The organism is Pseudomonas sp. 8O (assembly GCF_902506495.1).
Classification (GTDB): domain Bacteria; phylum Pseudomonadota; class Gammaproteobacteria; order Pseudomonadales; family Pseudomonadaceae; genus Aquipseudomonas; species Aquipseudomonas chaetocerotis.
Map to the genome: position 1 here is coordinate 732547 of NZ_LR733265.1, position 15915 is coordinate 748461.

The window sequence follows — 15915 nt, forward strand, 5'->3', positions numbered from 1 at the left end:
GAATCTCCGATTCAAAGGTTGAGTGTCAGGCTGACGCTGAGATTGCGAGGGTCGCCGGGCATTACCCAGACGTTGTTGAACGAGCGCTCGTAGTACTTGCGGTCGAACAGGTTGTTGAGGTTCAGCCCCAGGCTCAGGTCCTTGCTGGCTTGCCAGCGTGCGAGCAGGTCGACCGTGGTGTAGGCCGGCAACTCGAAATCGCTGCCGGTCTGCCCGGAACGGTCGCCAACGTAGGTGATCGCGGCGCCCAGTTCGGAACCTTGCAGTGCGCCGCTCTGGAACTGGTAAACGCTCATCAGGCTGGCGCTGTTGCGGGCGATGCCGAGCAGGTCGCTACCTTCAGGGATGCTGTTGTCCTTGGTCACTTCGGCGTCGATATAGGCATAGGCACCGATGACTCTCACGGCCTCGCTGAGTTGGCCGGTGATCTGCAGATCCAGACCCTGGCTGCGCGCCTTGCCGGCGGCGATGCTGTCGCCGGGGTTATTCGGGTCGGCAGTCAGCACGTTTTCCTTGTCGATATGAAACAGCGCCACGGTGGCGCCGATGCGACTGTCGAGCAGGTCGAGCTTGAGGCCGGTTTCGTAGCCGAGACCCTTCTCCGGCTTGAACACCTGACCCTGAGCACCGATGGCGTTGGGTTTGAACGACATCGAGGCGTTGGCAAACACACCGACCTCTGGCGTTAGCTGATAGAGCACGCCCGCGCGCGGTGTGGCGACATCCTTGCTCTGCTCGTTGCTGACGCGGGTGCTGCGGTTCAGTGCAGTCTGTTCGAAGCGCTCCAGGCGCACGCCGAGCAGGCCGCTCCAGCGCTCGTTGAAACTGATCTGATCCTGCAGGTTGAGGGCGTAGCTTTCGGTGTGCTCGTGGAAGTCGTTGGGATTGACTATGGGCGGTTTCGGCTGCCCATAGATCGGGCTGTAGATGTCCTGGCCATAGCCCAGGCCGGTGACGCTTTGCGGATACTTCTGGCTGTTGCGATAGTTCTCGTACTCCAGCCCCAGCAGCGTCTGGTGTTGCCAGCCGGCCAGCTCGAATTGTCCATGCAGTTCGGCCTGGGTAATGCTGTCGTTCCATTCGAAGCTGCGTTCGCGGTAGAAACGCGTGACCTGATCGCCAATCAGGCGCGAAGGTTCGGAGCTGTTGCCGTCCAGCGTGCCTTGGCTGTAATGGCTGGCCAGGCGTAGCTTCCAGGCATCGTTCAGATAGTGCTCGAGGCTGACCTGCAGCAACTGGTCGTTGTTACGGATCTTGCCGTCATTGGGTTCGCCGAGAAAGGTCGAGCGTTTGACCGCGCCCATCTTGCCGTTGACGGCGGGAATGCCACGGTCGAACACCGAGTCGGTGCGGGAAAACTCGCTGTCGATCATCAGCAGAGTGTCTGGCGATAACTGCCAGGTGAAGGTCGGGTTGATGATCTGCCGCTGGTTGCCGGCGTGATCACGGAAGCTGCCGTTGTCTTCCACTGCCAGGTTGACCCGCGAAAGCAGAGTGCCGTCCTCGTTCAGTGGCGTGTTGACGTCGAGGCTGCTGCGGTAGCGATCCCAGCGTCCGGCGCTGGCCTTGAACTGGGTGAAGGGCTCCAGTTGCGGGCGCTTGGTGACGATATTGACCAGACCGCCGGGGTCGCCGCGACCGTAGAGGGCCGCCGCCGGCCCCTTGAGCACTTCCAGGCGCTCGATGGCCGATGCGTCCGGCGAGCTGTAGCTGCCGCGGTTGATGGCAAAACCGTTGCGGTACAGCTCGCCGGTGGTGAAACCACGCACGCTGTAGTTGAGGAAGGTCAGGCCGCCGAAATTGTTCTGCCGCGAGACGCCGCCAGCGAAATCCAGGGCGCGGTCGATACGGCTGCTGCCGAGATCGTCCAGCACCTGGGCGGGGACCACGCTGATGGCCTGGGGAATTTCGCTGATCGGTGTGTCGGTGCGGGTGGCACTGGATGAGCGTTTGGCGCGGTAGCCCTGCACTGGCCCATCGGCTTGTTCACTGGGGGCGCTGATGATGCTGTCGGCCAGTTGGGCTGGAGATTCGGCGGCAAGAGCGCAGGGTGTTAACAGGCTGCCGGCAAGCAAGGCGGAAGTGACGCGCAAGGGGAGGGTCTCCGGATGATTGTGATTTATGTAATAACATTACAATAACCTCAATCGAGAAAAGTTCCCACTTGAAAATGAGCGCCGATCAGTTGCCGTTAACGGGAGGGCGAATACCGACCTCGGCGGTCAGCTGCAGCGGCTTGCCGTTGCGCAGCACGTCGATGCGGATATTGTCGCCAGGCGTGGTGCGTGCGACCTGATTCATCGAACGGCGACCGTCACTGGCCGGTTCGCCATCGATGCTGAGAATCAGGTCGCCAGGCTGCAGGCCGGCCTTCTGTGCCGGGCCGTCGCGATAGACACCGGCGACGACGATGCCTGGACGGCCATCGAGACCGAAGGACTCGGCCAGCTCCGGCGTCAGTGGTTGCACCTCGACGCCGAGGTAGCCGCGAATCACCTGGCCATGCTCGATGATTGCCTGCATCACCTCCATGGCCAGTTTCACAGGAATGGCGAAGCCGATGCCCTGCGAGCCGCCGGACTTGGAGAAAATCGCCGTGTTGATGCCCACCAGGTTGCCGTGTGCATCGATCAGCGCACCGCCGGAATTGCCGGGGTTGATCGCCGCATCGGTCTGGATGAAGTCTTCGTAGGTGTTGAGGCCCAGTTGGTTGCGCCCGGTGGCGCTGATGATACCCATGGTCACGGTCTGACCGACGCCGAAGGGGTTGCCGATGGCCAGGGTGACGTCGCCGATGCGAATGCTGTCGGAGCGTCCCAGAGTGATTGCCGGGAGATTGGGCAGGTCGATCTTCAATACGGCCAGGTCGGTTTCCGGGTCGTTGCCAATCACCCGCGCCAGGGTTTCGCGGCCGTCCTTGAGGGCGACGACGATCTGGTCGGCGCCGCTGACCACATGATTGTTGGTCAGCAGATAGCCTTCACGGCTCAGCAGCACGGCCGAGCCGAGGCTCGACTCCATGCGCTGCTGGCGTGGCAGGTTGTCGCCGAAGAAGCGGCGGAACGTCGGATCTTCGAACAGCGGATGGGCCGGCTTGCTCACCAGTTTGGTGGTGTACAGGTTGGCCACTGCTGGCGATGCAGTATCGACTGCCTCGGAGTAGGACACCGGGCCTTCCTGCAGGCGGCTGTAGAGCGGTGCTTGCACCAGCTGCACTTCCTGGCTTGGCAAACCGACCCACTGCGGGTAGCGCTGAATCAGCAGCAGTGCGAACAGCACACCGACCAGCAGGGGCCAACCGAGAAAACGCAGTGCCTGGGGCATCGAGACAATCCTGAGGGTTGCGGGGGCCAAATCCGGCCCTTAAGGTGGCGCATTATAGTGAGGTGCTCGCCAATTAGGCAGCGGCCCGCAACAGCTTGTGAGGAATCTTCATGGCCATTGCCCTGACCACGCTAGTGGAAGAAGCTGACGCTTTTCTTAACGCGTCGCGTATCAATGATTACTGCCCCAATGGCCTGCAGGTCGAGGGGCGTCCGCAGGTCAGTCGCATCGTCAGCGGCGTGACCGCCAGCCAGGCACTGATCGACGCGGCCATCGAGGCCGAGGCCGATGTGCTACTGGTGCATCATGGCTATTTCTGGAAGGGCGAGAACCCCTGTGTCATCGGCATGAGGCAGCGCCGCCTGAAAGCGCTGCTGGCCAATGACATCAGCCTGCTGGCCTATCACCTGCCGCTGGACGTGCATCCCGAGGTGGGTAACAACGTGCAGCTCGCGCGGCAGTTAGGCATCGTCGTCGAGGGCCTGCTTGAGCCGGAAAATCCGCGCACCGTTGGCCTCGTCGGCTCGCTGCAAGAGCCAATGAGCGCGGCCGACTTCGCCAGGCTCGTGCAGCAAACGCTGGGGCGTGAGCCGCTGCTGGTAGAGGGCGACGGGCTGATTCGTCGAGTCGGCTGGTGCACGGGCGGCGGCCAGGGCTATATCGACCAGGCGATTGCTGCAGGAGTCGACCTCTATCTGACCGGCGAAGCCTCCGAGCAGACCTTCCACAGCGCACGCGAAAATGGCGTGAGCTTCATCGCCGCCGGCCATCACGCCACCGAACGCTACGGCGTAAAGGCCCTGGGGGATTATCTGGCGCGGCGTTTCGCACTCGAACATCTGTTCATCGACTGCCCCAACCCGATCTGAATCGCCCGTACGGGCAGGCATAACGCTAGATCGTTTCGGTCTAACTGGCGTCCTGAGTATAAGCAGACGCTGTGATAGAGTGCGCGCTCGTCCACGGCCCGCCGGCCCCACAACAGCAAACCGTGAGTAGCCATGCTCGACAAATTGACCCATCTGAAGCAGCTGGAGGCGGAAAGCATCCACATCATTCGTGAAGTGGCCGCCGAATTCGACAACCCGGTGATGCTCTATTCCATCGGCAAGGATTCAGCCGTGATGCTGCACCTGGCCCGCAAGGCGTTCTTCCCTGGCAAGCTGCCGTTTCCGGTGATGCACGTCGATACCCGCTGGAAATTCCAGGAGATGTACCGCTTCCGCGACAAGATGGTCAGCGAGATGGGCCTGGATCTGATCACCCACATCAACCCTGATGGTGTGGCGCAGGACATGAACCCCTTCACCTACGGCAGTGCCAAGCACACCGACGTGATGAAGACCGAAGGCCTCAAGCAGGCGCTGGACAAGTACGGCTTCGACGCCGCCTTCGGTGGCGCGCGTCGCGACGAAGAGAAGTCGCGCGCCAAGGAGCGCGTGTATTCCTTCCGCGACAGCAAGCACCGCTGGGACCCGAAGAACCAGCGCCCCGAGCTGTGGAACGTGTACAACGGCAAGGTCAAGAAGGGCGAGTCGATCCGTGTCTTCCCGCTGTCGAACTGGACCGAGCTGGACATCTGGCAGTACATCTACCTGGAGCAGATTCCAATCGTGCCGCTTTACTTCGCCGCCGAGCGTGAAGTGATCGAGAAGAACGGCACACTGATCATGATCGACGACGAGCGCATCCTCGAGCACCTGTCCGATGAAGAGAAGGCGCGCATCACCAAGAAGATGGTGCGTTTCCGTACCCTCGGCTGCTACCCGCTGACCGGTGCGGTGGAGTCCACGGCACTGACTTTGCCCGAAATCATCCAGGAGATGCTCCTGACCCGTACTTCCGAGCGCCAGGGTCGTGTGATCGATCACGATGCTGCCGGGTCGATGGAAGAAAAGAAACGTCAGGGCTATTTCTGAGGATCGCGCACCATGAGTCACCAATCCGATTTGATCGGTCAGGACATTCTCGCTTACCTGGCCCAGCACGAGCGCAAGGAACTGCTGCGCTTTCTTACCTGCGGCAACGTCGACGACGGCAAGAGCACGCTGATCGGTCGTCTGCTGCATGACTCCAAGATGATCTACGAGGATCACCTGGAAGCCATCACCAAGGATTCGAAGAAAGTCGGCACCACCGGCGATGACATCGATCTGGCACTGCTGGTCGACGGCCTGCAGGCCGAGCGCGAGCAGGGCATCACCATCGACGTGGCCTATCGCTACTTCTCCACCGCCAAGCGCAAGTTCATCATCGCCGACACCCCCGGCCATGAGCAGTACACGCGCAACATGGCTACCGGCGCTTCGACCTGCGACCTGGCGATCATCCTGATCGACGCCCGCTACGGCGTGCAGACCCAGACCAAGCGCCATAGCTTCATCGCGTCCCTGCTGGGCATCAAGCACATCGTCGTCGCCGTCAACAAGATGGACCTCAAGGACTTCGACCAGGGCGTGTTCGAGCAGATCAAGGCCGACTACCTGGCCTTCGCCGAGAAGATCAACCTGCGCCCGACCACCCTCGAGTTCGTGCCGATGTCGGCGCTCAAGGGCGACAACGTGGTCAACAGGTCCGAGCGCTCGCCCTGGTACACCGGCCAGTCGCTGATGGAGATTCTCGAGACTGTCGAGGTCGCTGGCGACCGCAACTTCGACGACCTGCGCTTCCCGGTGCAGTACGTCAATCGCCCGAACCTGAACTTCCGCGGTTTCGCCGGCACCCTGGCCAGCGGCATCGTGCGCAAGGGCGATGAGATCATGGCGCTGCCGTCGGGCAAGACCAGCAAGGTCAAGTCCATCGTCACGTACGAGGGCGAGCTGGAGCAGGCCGGCCCGGGCCAGGCGATCACCCTGACCCTGGAAGACGAGATCGACGTCTCCCGTGGCGACATGCTGGTGCATGCCGACAACCGTCCGCTGGTCACCGACAGCTTCGAGGCCATGTTGGTCTGGATGGGCGAAGAGCCGATGCTGCCGGGCAAGAAGTACGACATCAAGCGCGCCACCAGCTACGTGCAGGGCTCTATCCCGAGTATCGTTCATCGCGTTGACGTGAACACCCTGGAGCAGGGCGCGGCCAGCGAGCTGAGGCTCAACGAGATCGGCCGGGTCAAGGTGGCGCTGGATGCGCCGATCGCCCTGGATGGTTACGAGTACAACCGCACCACCGGCGCTTTCATTATCGTCGATCGCCTGACCAACGGCACCGTCGGTGCTGGCATGATCATCGCCGATCCGGTCGCTCATGGCGGCGGTCAGCATGGTCGTCTGGCGCATGTGTCGACCGAGGAGCGTGCTTCGCGCTTCGGTCAGCAGCCAGCCACCGTGCTGTTCAGCGGTTTGTCTGGAGCGGGCAAGAGCACCCTGGCCTATGCGGTCGAGCGCAAGCTGTTCGATATGGGCCGTGCTGTGTACGTACTGGATGGCCAGAACCTGCGCCACGACCTGAACAAGGGCCTGCCGCAGGATCGCGCCGGTCGCGCCGAGAACTGGCGCCGCGCCGCCCATGTAGCGCGTCAGTTCAACGAGGCCGGCATGATCGCCCTGGCCGCCTTTGTCGCTCCGGATGCCGAAGGTCGCGAGCAGGCCAAGGCGCTGATCGGTGCCGAACGCCTGGTTACCGTCTACGTCCAGGCCTCGCCGCAGATCTGCCGCGAGCGTGACCCGCAGGGGCTGTACGCCGCCGGTGGTGACAATATCCCGGGCGAAGGCTTCCCCTACGACGTGCCGCTGGATGCCGATCTGGTGATCGACACTCAGACGCAGTCGGTCGAGGAGGGTGTCAAGGCGGTGCTGGATCTGCTGCGCAGTCGCGGCGCGATCTGACCCTCCTGCGTTGAACGAGAAGCCCTGCACTAATGCGGGGCTTTTTCATTGCCGCCTCGCAAGGCGCCGGCCGGTTGCAGGCGCGAGCTCTGCTCGCGAAACACTGTGCCCTCGGGGGCGCGGGCAGAGCTCGCTTCTACAATGCTTGTCCAACAAAAAGCCCCGCAATCGCGGGGCTCGGTATTTCTGGCTGGCGGGTTACTTCTTCAGCCCGTAGCTTTCGTCCAGCATGCCCGGGCCGTCGCTTTTCGGCGCGTAGTCCTTGGGCATTTCATGGTTCTTCGGCGGGGTCAGGCGCTCGCGCTTTTCGCCTGCTTCGGTGCTGTTCAGGGTGGCCAGCAGGCGCTGACGGGTCAGCTCATCCAGGGCCAAGCGGTTGGCACCGTCGGACAGGTGTTCCTGCACGTCCTGGTAGCTCTGGGTGAGTTTCTTCACCAGGCTGGCGGTGGTGTTGAAGTGGGTCACCACTTCGTTCTGGTAGGCCTCGAAGCGTGCCTGCATTTCATCCATCTGCCGCTGCGTACGGCCCGGTGCAGCATTGGGGGCCAGGCGGGCGAGCACAAAGCCCACGGCGATGCCGACCACCAGGGTCAGGGCGGGTATCAACCAGGCTGTAACGGTCTGTTCCACGAGTCCTTCCTCTCAAAACGGCTTTGCTTTACGTTAGCGGCTCGAGCCTGTGCTGTATACGACCAGAACCTGCTCAGAGTCTACTGCGCGTCGTCACTGCTGGGTTAAAAACAGATTCGGAATGCTCATGTACACCAGTACACTGCGCTTCCTCTCCTGTTTTTGCCTTGCATTGCGCGAGCTCTCGAGACGCTGAACAGGTTCATTTGCCGCACAGGCAGTTTGCTAGACGAGTCGACCCGTTGCGGGGTCACGGAGTTCAGTGTTGCTCAGTCGCGAAACCCCTCTTTTCATTCAAGGCCCGGTGGGTCAACTCGAAGCCCTGCTGCTGGAAGTGCCGGACGCCCGAGGCGTGGCGCTGATCTGCCATCCCAACCCGGTGCAGGGCGGCACCATGCTCAACAAGGTGGTGAGCACCTTGCAGCGCACCGCACGTGACTGTGGATATCACACATTGCGTTTCAATTATCGCGGCGTTGGCGCCAGTGCCGGCAGCCACGACATGGGCACCGGCGAGGTGGACGATGCCGAAGCCGTCGCCGCCTGGCTGCAGGAGGAATATCCGAACCTGCCCGTCACGCTGCTGGGCTTTTCCTTCGGTGGCTTCGTCGCTGCGGCGCTGGGTGCGCGCCTGGAGGCGCAGGGGCAGGTGCCGAGCAAGCTGTTCATGGTTGCGCCGGCGGTGCATCGCCTGACCGCCGAGACGCCACCGGCCAGCCAGTGCCCGCTGGTGGTGATCCAGCCCGATAGCGACGAAGTGGTCGAGCCGCAGTCCGTGTACGACTGGTCGACCCATCTCGGGCGTGCCCATGAGCTGCTGAAAGTGGCAGAATGCGGTCACTTTTTTCACGGCAAGCTGACGGATCTGAAGGAACTCCTTCTGCCGCGTCTGTGAACGTGGCGTAGGGTGCGCCGTGCGCACCGGCCTTTGTGGTGCGCACGGCGCACCCTGCGATCAATCTGGCATTCAAGGCGTCCCGCGGCCTCGGCTCGCGCGATCAGCGAAATAGTTCAAGCAAAGCGAATCTGATCATGACCACCCGTATCCTTACCGGTATCACCACCACCGGCACGCCGCACCTGGGCAACTACGCCGGCGCCATCCGTCCGGCCATCGTTGCCAGCCGCGATCCGCAGATGGATTCCTTCTACTTCCTCGCCGACTACCACGCGCTGATCAAGTGCGATGATCCGGCGCGCATCCAGCGTTCGCGCCTGGAAATCGCAGCCACCTGGCTGGCGCTGGGCCTGGATACCGACAAGGCGACCTTCTACCGCCAGTCCGACATTCCCGAGATTCCCGAGCTGTGCTGGCTGCTGACCTGCGTCGCCGGCAAGGGCCTGCTCAACCGTGCCCACGCCTACAAGGCTTCGGTGGACAAGAACGTCGAACAGGGCGAAGACCCGGATGCCGGCGTGACCATGGGCCTGTTCAGTTATCCGGTGCTGATGGCGGCGGACATCCTGATGTTCAACGCGCAGAAGGTGCCGGTCGGTCGTGACCAGATCCAGCACGTGGAAATGGCCCGCGACATTGGCCAGCGCTTCAACCATCTGTTCGGCAAGGGCAAGGACCTGTTCGTCCTGCCCGAGGTGGTGATCGAGGAAGAAGTTGCCACGCTGCCCGGCCTCGATGGGCGCAAGATGAGCAAGAGCTACGACAACACCATCCCGCTGTTCGGTACTGCCAAGCAGCTCAAGGACGCCGTGGCGCGCATCGTCACCGATTCCAAACTACCGGGCGAGCCTAAGGATGCCGAGGGTTCGCACCTGTTCACCCTGTACCAGGCCTTTGCCAGCCACGCGCAGCAGGCCGAGTTTCGTGCCGAACTGGAAGGCGGCCTGGCCTGGGGCGAGGCGAAGAACCGCCTGTACCAGTTGCTCGAAGACACCCTGGGCGAGGCGCGCGAGCGCTACAACGCACTGATCGCTCGGCCAGCCGACCTCGAGGACATCCTCCTCGCCGGTGCGGCCAAGGCGCGCAAGATCGCCACGCCGTTCCTCGGTGAGTTGCGCGAGGCGGTGGGCCTGCGTTCGTTCCGCGAACAGGTGCAGGTCACTGCTGGTGAGAAGAAGCAAGCCGTCAAGAGCGCACGTTTCGTCAGCTTCCGCGATGAAGACGGCAGCTTCCGCTTCCGTCTGCTCGATGCCGATGGCGAGCAATTGCTGCTGTCGAAATCCTTCGCCGATGGCAAATCGGCCGGCATGATCAACAAGCGTCTGCAATCTGGCGAACCGCTGGATGTACGTGCCGAAGGTCAGGCGTTCTCGGTCTGGATCGACGGTGAAAGCGTGGCGAGCAGCCCCGAGTTCGCTGACGGTCAGGCGCTGGAAGATGCCATCGTCCGTCTGCGTGAGGCGCTGGCGCCGCAGGAGTGAAGTAGCCCGGATGCAATCCGGGGCGAGCTTCGCCAGTATCCCCGGATTGCATCCGGGCTACGGCCATGATTGCCAAGCAACGGGGGCGTCGCTAAAGTGACGCCCCCGTTTTTACTTGCCCGGCTAACGAATCATGACCCCCTTAGAGCGTTATCAGGCCGATCTCAAGCGGCCCGACTTCTTTCATGATGCGGCCCAGGAAAATGCCGTCCGCCATCTGCAGCGTCTGTACGACGACCTGATCGCGCGCGACCAGGGCAAGTCCGGGCTGATGGGCAAGCTGTTCGGCAAGAAGCCGCAGGGGCCGGTCAAGGGCCTGTATTTCTGGGGTGGTGTCGGGCGCGGCAAGACCTACCTGGTCGATACCTTCTTCGATGCGCTGCCGTTCGAGCAGAAGATGCGCACTCACTTCCACCGCTTCATGAAGCGCGTGCACGAGGAAATGAAGACCCTCAAGGGCGAGAAGAACCCGCTGACCATCATCGGCAAGCGTTTCGCCGACGAGGCGCGGGTGATCTGCTTCGATGAGTTCTTCGTCAGCGATATCACCGATGCCATGATTCTCGCTACGCTGATGGAAGAGCTGTTCAAGAACGGCGTTTCCCTGGTGGCCACGTCCAACATCGTGCCGGATGGCCTGTACAAGGACGGCCTGCAGCGCGCGCGCTTCCTGCCGGCCATCGCCTTGCTCAAGGAGCACACCGATATCGTCAACGTCGACAGCGGTGTCGACTATCGCCTGCGTGCGCTGGAGCAGGCCGAGCTGTTCCATTTCCCGCTCGGCCCGGCTGCGGAAGAGAGCTTGCGCAAGAGCTTCCAGAGCCTGCTGCCGGACTGCACCCACATGGTGGAGAACGAGGCGCTGATGATCGAGAACCGCGCGATTCACGCCGTGCGGGTGTGCGAGGACGTGGCCTGGTTCGAATTCCGTGAGCTGTGCGACGGCCCGCGCAGCCAGAACGACTACATCGAGCTGGGCAAGATCTTCCACGCGGTGATCCTGGCCAATGTCGAGCAGATGAGCGTGGCCAAGGACGACATGGCGCGCCGTTTCATCAACCTGGTGGACGAGTTCTACGACCGCAACGTCAAGCTGATCATCTCCGCCGAGGTGGAGCTCAAGGATCTCTATACCGGCGGCCGCCTGAGCTTCGAGTTCCAGCGCACGCTGAGCCGTCTGCTGGAAATGCAGTCGCACGAGTTCCTTTCGCGCCCACACCGGCCCTGAAAACTGGCGTCCGCCCTGCATCGGGCGGGCGTTACCCGGTCACTGTGGCAGCCAGCTGCGCCACAGCTCCAGCGTCTGCGCACCGTGCTCGACGATCAGTTCACCGCCATAGGTGACGATCAGCAGCGCCACGATCATTACCGTCATCGGCAGGATCCAGCGCTCATAGCGGTAGTAGAAACCCTTGTCGCGCACCTCCTCGTTGGCGGCGGCGATTTCCGCCTCGCCCACCACCTGTCTGGCCAGCAGGTGGTTCAGCGCCACGGGCGGTGACAGGTAGGCCAGTTCCATGGCCGTCAGGGCGATCATCCAGAAATGCACCGGGTGAATGCCGTTGGCATAGGCGATCGGGGCAATGGTGGCCGACACCAGGATCACCACGCCAAAGGCGTCCATCACCATGCCGATCAGGAACAGCACCACCATCAACGCGGTCAGTGCCAGCCAGATGCTCTGGAAGTCCTGCGGGATCAGCTCCATGAGGCCGGAGCGTTCGATCACCCCGCCAGTGGATACCGACAAGGCCATCAGCAAGGTCAGCGCGCCGATATGGCCGACAGTGTCATAAGTGGCGGCGCCCACAGCCTGGGTGAAGTTGCGCTGGCTGTTGCCCTGATCGTTCTCGATGGCGCGAGCGCTCGGTGTTTCCACCAGTGACTCGCCGCGCAGCTTGTCGAAAATCAGCACCACCAGCAGGATGACCGGCAACATCACCGGCGCGGTGAACTCGTTCAGCCGGGTATCGAGCAGGTAGCTGTAGACCCAGACCACCACGATGGCGATGAGGATGTAGGGTGCCACCGGCACCAGGGCGCGGGCCATGGCGGGCATGGCGTCGCGTGGATGGGCAATGTTGATTCGTTGTTGACGCAACACCTGCGAGGCGATGAAGAACAGCGACGAGGTCAGGACGAAAACGGCGATCCCCCAGTTGTACAGTTCGGCTGTGGTCACCTGCTTGTTCAGTGCTGCGACCACCACGATCAGCAGGCAGGGGCGCAGTACCACGCCGAGCGAGCCGGACATCGCCGAGACGGCCAGGGCGAATTGCCGGCGGCCTCCGGAGAGCAGCACTTCGCGGTAGATGATGGCCCCGGCGGCGATGACGAAGATGCCCGAGGCGCCCGTGTAGGCAGTCGGCACGGCGGCACCGATCAGGAGAATCCAGGTCAGCAGCTCCGGCGACAGACGCCAGGGGCGAACCAGATCGAGGAAGCGGTCGACCACGTTGGTCTGCTTGAGCAGCATGCCGGCCCAGATGAACAGGGCCAGGTTGAGGAAAATACCCGACAGCTCGACGAGCTGACCCAGGTAGATGGCGATGCCGCCATGGTGGCCTTGCAGCGAAAACGAGGTGAAGGAGCTGATCGCCATGATGGCATACAGCGGCGTGCAGAGCAGCGCCAGCCCCAGATTGCCGCCAGGTTCGGCTTCCGCCGGTGGTTTGAGCAAGTTGTAGACGCTGATCAGGCATAGGCAACTGAACAGTGCGATCCACAGCCCATTGAGATACGGCCTGTTCAGTGGCAGGTCGGCGTTGAGCAGGGTATGCAGGTAGTGGCTGCAGGAAAACACCAGCAAGGCATTGGCGATGACCATGCCGGCAGCCGAGACACGGTGGTCGAGTCGGCTCTTGGCGGGACGCAGCGAGATGTGGTGGTTGCGCAGGGTGGTGGTGATGCCGGCGATGGCGATGAGCAGCAGCAGGAGCAGGGCGCGGTTGTCGGTGCCGAAGCGAAAGATGCCGAAGAACGAGGTTTCCAGGCTGCGGAACAGCTTCAGTTCAGGCGTCATGTGCGCGACGACGGCTGCGTGCAGCGTATGCTGCTGCGCGCAGAGTTGAGCGGCACGTTGCAGAGCGCTGCGTTGCGCCTGCGGGTCGACCTCGGTAGCGTCGAACAGGTCGTCGATATCGCTGCTGGCCCGGGCGGGCTGCCTGGCCAGCAGAGCTTCGAGGTCGGGGGTGGGATCGCAGGTCGGGGTCACCGGATCGGCGCGCAGCATGAAGTACTGCACACCGGCAGCCGGGTCACCGAACAGACGCTCGCCCATGCGCAGAAGTTGGCCATGGAGCATCTCCCCGGTGCCTATGACCAGGGTGAGGGTCAGCAGAAGGAAGACCGGCAGGGTGGAAAGCCATCGGCCAAACAGAGGACGTTTGAAGGTCTGGGTTGGCGCAGGCTGGTCATGGCTGATCATGGTCGAGGCAATGGGCATGGCAGGCTCTACGGTCGAGGCGGAGTCCGGGGGCGTGCCCCCGTTTCGTTATTGTTATTCGAGGTTCTGGGCGCACTCGGCATCGGCTGAGTCGATCTGGCAGCGCACGCGCTTCATCACCGCCATCATGCGTTTGTCATAGACGCCTTCCTCGGTCAGCGAAATACGCGCCTCACGCAGCATCACGCTGTACTTCTCCATGTCCTCGGGCGGAATGTCGATCCAGTAGTGATTGTCGATCTCGCTTTCCGATTGCGTGATGATGTCCATGGCGCGGCTGTACTGGCTGAGGGCGAACTCGCGTGATTGCTGCCCGAAGCCTTCGGGGAAACGGTCAGGACGGATGACCAGCTGGTAGGTCAGTTGCAGCACCGGGAAGCGCGCCACGCCGCCGCGTTCACCCATACCCTTCTGCAGTTCCAGCGGTTTGTAGGCCGCCGCCGGCGCACCGACCACATCCACCGAGCCGTTATTGAACTTGCCGGCGAAGTTGGTGACATCGGAGGCGACTGGCTGAGCGCCGATCCGCTGCACCATCTTCGCCTGTGCATTGTCGTAGTCCATGATCGCGAACTTCTTGCCCGACAGTTTGCTGATGTTGTCGATGGTGCGGTCGTTGACGAACAGGTAGGCCGCGCCCATGGGTACGATGCCCGCCACTTCGTAGGGGCCGTTGAGCATGAACTTGCTGGCCTTGGCTGAGCTCAAGGTGGTGATCACCGTTTCCAGTGCCTGGTAGCTGGGCAGGGCACCCAGTGCTTCCAGGCTGCCGGTGAATCCGTTGAACTGACGGGCGCGCAAGCCCATGATCATCACGCCATCGCATTGCCCGGCCTTGAAGTCTTCTGCAGCGATTTTCTCGTCGGTGTAGGGCTTGAGTTCGAGGCTGGCGCCGAAATGGTTGGCAGCCAGTTGGTAGTCCTTCATCAGGCTGTAGATGTCGCCCTGGGCACCGAGGATGTCGAACACGCAGATCCTCTGAGCGAAGGCCTGGGGGGAGGCGCCCAGTGCCAGACAGAGCAGAGCGGGGGTGGCTAGGTTGGAACACTTCATGGCGGATACTCCGGATCGTGCTGCTGAGGCGGGAAGGCTTGTGACGATCTGACTAGAGCAGGTCGTCGATCTCGATGCCGGTATCGACCGGCTGTTGCTCGTCCCAGAAACGCAGCAGGCCGCCGATTGGAGTGCGTGTACCGGCATTGGTCGTCCAGTAGCGATCGGCATTGTTCATGACGGTGCTGCTGCTGATGGCATCGACCTGGGCATAGGGTTCGTTGAGCTTGAAGCTGCTGTTCGCCGCTTCGGTCGCGCCGAAGGCCCGCAGCGCGCTGCGCAAGTGCTGCTCGTCGTTCTTCGCGGTGGCGGAGATCGCGTAGAGGGCATGGGCCAGGCGTACGCCGTGACGCTCACCGATCTGCCGTGACTGCTCGAGCACCTGCCAGGGGTTCTGCCCCTCACCGCTGCCTGGCAGCATGTTCCAGACCAGGGCACGTGCCGCCATCGGGGCGCCCCACCACTTCTCATTGTCCAGGCAGCTCATGGCGCGCTCGGTCTTGGCCGCGATGTCCTTGGGTACGCCGACGGCGTTCTGCGAGTTGATGTCGTTCTGGATGGCTTGCAGTCCCTGGATCAGGCCTAGCAGGTAGATCAGTTCGTCGAGGTCCTTGTCGAAGGCCGGGCAGCTATCGCCGATGCGAATATCGAAGCGATTCTCGTAGTAGTTGGCGAAGTTCTGGTACGACTGGTATTGGCGTCGTGCCGCCAGTTCGGCATAGCGCTTCTGGGTGATGCGTGCGTCCTGTGCCTCTTCGACCTGCTTGCTGCGTGAGGCGCGCAGATAGCGCAGCTCCTGCTCGAATGCGGTCTGCTCGGCACAGGTAGCGGCGGTGAGGTAGAGCAGGGTCAGCAACTGTTGGTTGTCGGCACCCATGCCGCTGGTGGACTGGATGAGTGGGGCGACGGACGCGCCGGAATAACAGGCCATGTCGGCGTCATGGCTTTCGAGCATGGGGCCGACCAGGTTGTTTTCCATGAAGCGCAGCGATTGGTCGGCACCGAAGCGTTTGATCGGGGTGCAGGCTGTCAGTAGCACCAGCGATGCAATGGCACACAGGCACAGCGCACGAGAGGCTCCCATGGCGTTCTCCATCGTTATTGTTGTTGTAGAGGCGCATCCAGCGCACGTTCTTGTGTGTCTGCCACGCGCAAGCGGGCCGACCACGTAAGCACTCTACTGGCAGCGGGTTGGGCTGATACCCAATCTTCTGGTGGGTGTGGCGGAGCGGTAGACAGGTTGTCTAGTGCAGGGCG

General features: G+C 62.4%; 12 protein-coding genes. 6 read left to right on the top strand and 6 right to left on the bottom strand.

Annotated elements, in window-relative coordinates:
• Positions 1-11: 11 nt before the first annotated feature.
• Both GV002_RS16855 and algW read right to left on the bottom strand, forming a co-directional pair.
• Positions 12-2093, bottom strand: coding sequence for a TonB-dependent siderophore receptor (locus GV002_RS16855; protein WP_160019480.1), 2082 nt, complete (start codon positions 2091-2093; stop codon positions 12-14).
• 88 nt (positions 2094-2181) lie between these two features.
• Positions 2182-3324, bottom strand: a complete 1143-nt coding sequence (algW, locus tag GV002_RS16860; protein ID WP_160019481.1) for a Do family serine endopeptidase AlgW — start codon at positions 3322-3324, stop codon at positions 2182-2184.
• A gap of 110 nt (positions 3325-3434) precedes the next feature.
• Between algW and GV002_RS16865 the strand changes: the two genes are divergently transcribed.
• From GV002_RS16865 to cysN, 3 genes are all read left to right on the top strand, one after another.
• Entirely contained in the window at positions 3435-4193 is a 759-nt protein-coding gene (locus GV002_RS16865) for a Nif3-like dinuclear metal center hexameric protein (protein ID WP_160019482.1), read from the top strand.
• Between the two features lie 132 nt (positions 4194-4325).
• The gene (cysD, locus tag GV002_RS16870) at positions 4326-5243 is read left to right on the top strand and encodes a sulfate adenylyltransferase subunit CysD (protein ID WP_160019483.1); all 918 of its coding nucleotides are present in this window, start codon (positions 4326-4328) and stop codon (positions 5241-5243) included.
• Positions 5244-5255: 12 nt separating this feature from the next.
• A complete protein-coding gene (gene cysN / locus GV002_RS16875) occupies positions 5256-7151 on the top strand; it encodes a sulfate adenylyltransferase subunit CysN (RefSeq protein ID WP_160019484.1) in 1896 nt (631 codons plus the stop codon).
• A gap of 198 nt (positions 7152-7349) precedes the next feature.
• On the opposite strand, the gene GV002_RS16880 is transcribed toward cysN, so the two are convergent.
• Entirely contained in the window at positions 7350-7781 is a 432-nt protein-coding gene (locus GV002_RS16880; protein WP_160019485.1) for a YhcB family protein, read from the bottom strand.
• 265 nt (positions 7782-8046) lie between these two features.
• On the opposite strand from GV002_RS16880, the gene GV002_RS16885 reads away from it, so the two are divergent.
• The 3 genes from GV002_RS16885 (at position 8047) to zapE (ending at position 11388) form a co-directional block, all read left to right on the top strand.
• Positions 8047-8676, top strand: coding sequence for an alpha/beta hydrolase (locus GV002_RS16885; RefSeq protein WP_160019486.1), 630 nt, complete (start codon positions 8047-8049; stop codon positions 8674-8676).
• A 137-nt stretch (positions 8677-8813) separates the two neighbouring features.
• Positions 8814-10160, top strand: a complete 1347-nt coding sequence (locus GV002_RS16890; RefSeq protein WP_160019487.1) for a tryptophan--tRNA ligase — start codon at positions 8814-8816, stop codon at positions 10158-10160.
• Positions 10161-10293: 133 nt separating this feature from the next.
• On the top strand, positions 10294-11388 hold the full coding sequence (zapE, locus tag GV002_RS16895; RefSeq protein ID WP_160019488.1) for a cell division protein ZapE: 1095 nt from the start codon (positions 10294-10296) through the stop codon (positions 11386-11388).
• Between the two features lie 39 nt (positions 11389-11427).
• On the opposite strand, the gene GV002_RS16900 is transcribed toward zapE, so the two are convergent.
• Genes GV002_RS16900 through GV002_RS16910 form a run of 3 tightly spaced genes read right to left on the bottom strand, consistent with a single transcriptional unit; the run spans position 11428 to position 15742 of the window.
• Complete coding sequence (locus tag GV002_RS16900; protein WP_160019489.1) at positions 11428-13605, bottom strand: TRAP transporter large permease subunit; 2178 nt, start codon at positions 13603-13605, stop codon at positions 11428-11430.
• A 54-nt stretch (positions 13606-13659) separates the two neighbouring features.
• Positions 13660-14658 (bottom strand): putative solute-binding protein, encoded by a 999-nt coding sequence (locus GV002_RS16905; RefSeq protein ID WP_160019490.1) that lies wholly within the window; start codon positions 14656-14658, stop codon positions 13660-13662.
• Positions 14659-14710: 52 nt separating this feature from the next.
• Positions 14711-15742 (bottom strand): hypothetical protein, encoded by a 1032-nt coding sequence (locus tag GV002_RS16910; protein WP_160019491.1) that lies wholly within the window; start codon positions 15740-15742, stop codon positions 14711-14713.
• Positions 15743-15915: the final 173 nt, after the last annotated feature.

What these genes read in the sequence shown, in the direction of transcription:
- algW (WP_160019481.1), bottom strand. Translation starts at nt 3,324, where the DNA reads ATGCCCCAGGCACTGCGTTTTCTCGGTTGGCCCCTGCTGGTCGGTGTG.
- GV002_RS16865 (WP_160019482.1), top strand. Translation starts at nt 3,435, where the DNA reads ATGGCCATTGCCCTGACCACGCTAGTGGAAGAAGCTGACGCTTTTCTT.
- cysD (WP_160019483.1), top strand. Translation starts at nt 4,326, where the DNA reads ATGCTCGACAAATTGACCCATCTGAAGCAGCTGGAGGCGGAAAGCATC.
- cysN (WP_160019484.1), top strand. Translation starts at nt 5,256, where the DNA reads ATGAGTCACCAATCCGATTTGATCGGTCAGGACATTCTCGCTTACCTG.
- GV002_RS16890 (WP_160019487.1), top strand. Translation starts at nt 8,814, where the DNA reads ATGACCACCCGTATCCTTACCGGTATCACCACCACCGGCACGCCGCAC.
- zapE (WP_160019488.1), top strand. Translation starts at nt 10,294, where the DNA reads ATGACCCCCTTAGAGCGTTATCAGGCCGATCTCAAGCGGCCCGACTTC.
- GV002_RS16900 (WP_160019489.1), bottom strand. Translation starts at nt 13,605, where the DNA reads ATGCCCATTGCCTCGACCATGATCAGCCATGACCAGCCTGCGCCAACC.
- GV002_RS16905 (WP_160019490.1), bottom strand. Translation starts at nt 14,658, where the DNA reads ATGAAGTGTTCCAACCTAGCCACCCCCGCTCTGCTCTGTCTGGCACTG.
- GV002_RS16910 (WP_160019491.1), bottom strand. Translation starts at nt 15,742, where the DNA reads ATGGGAGCCTCTCGTGCGCTGTGCCTGTGTGCCATTGCATCGCTGGTG.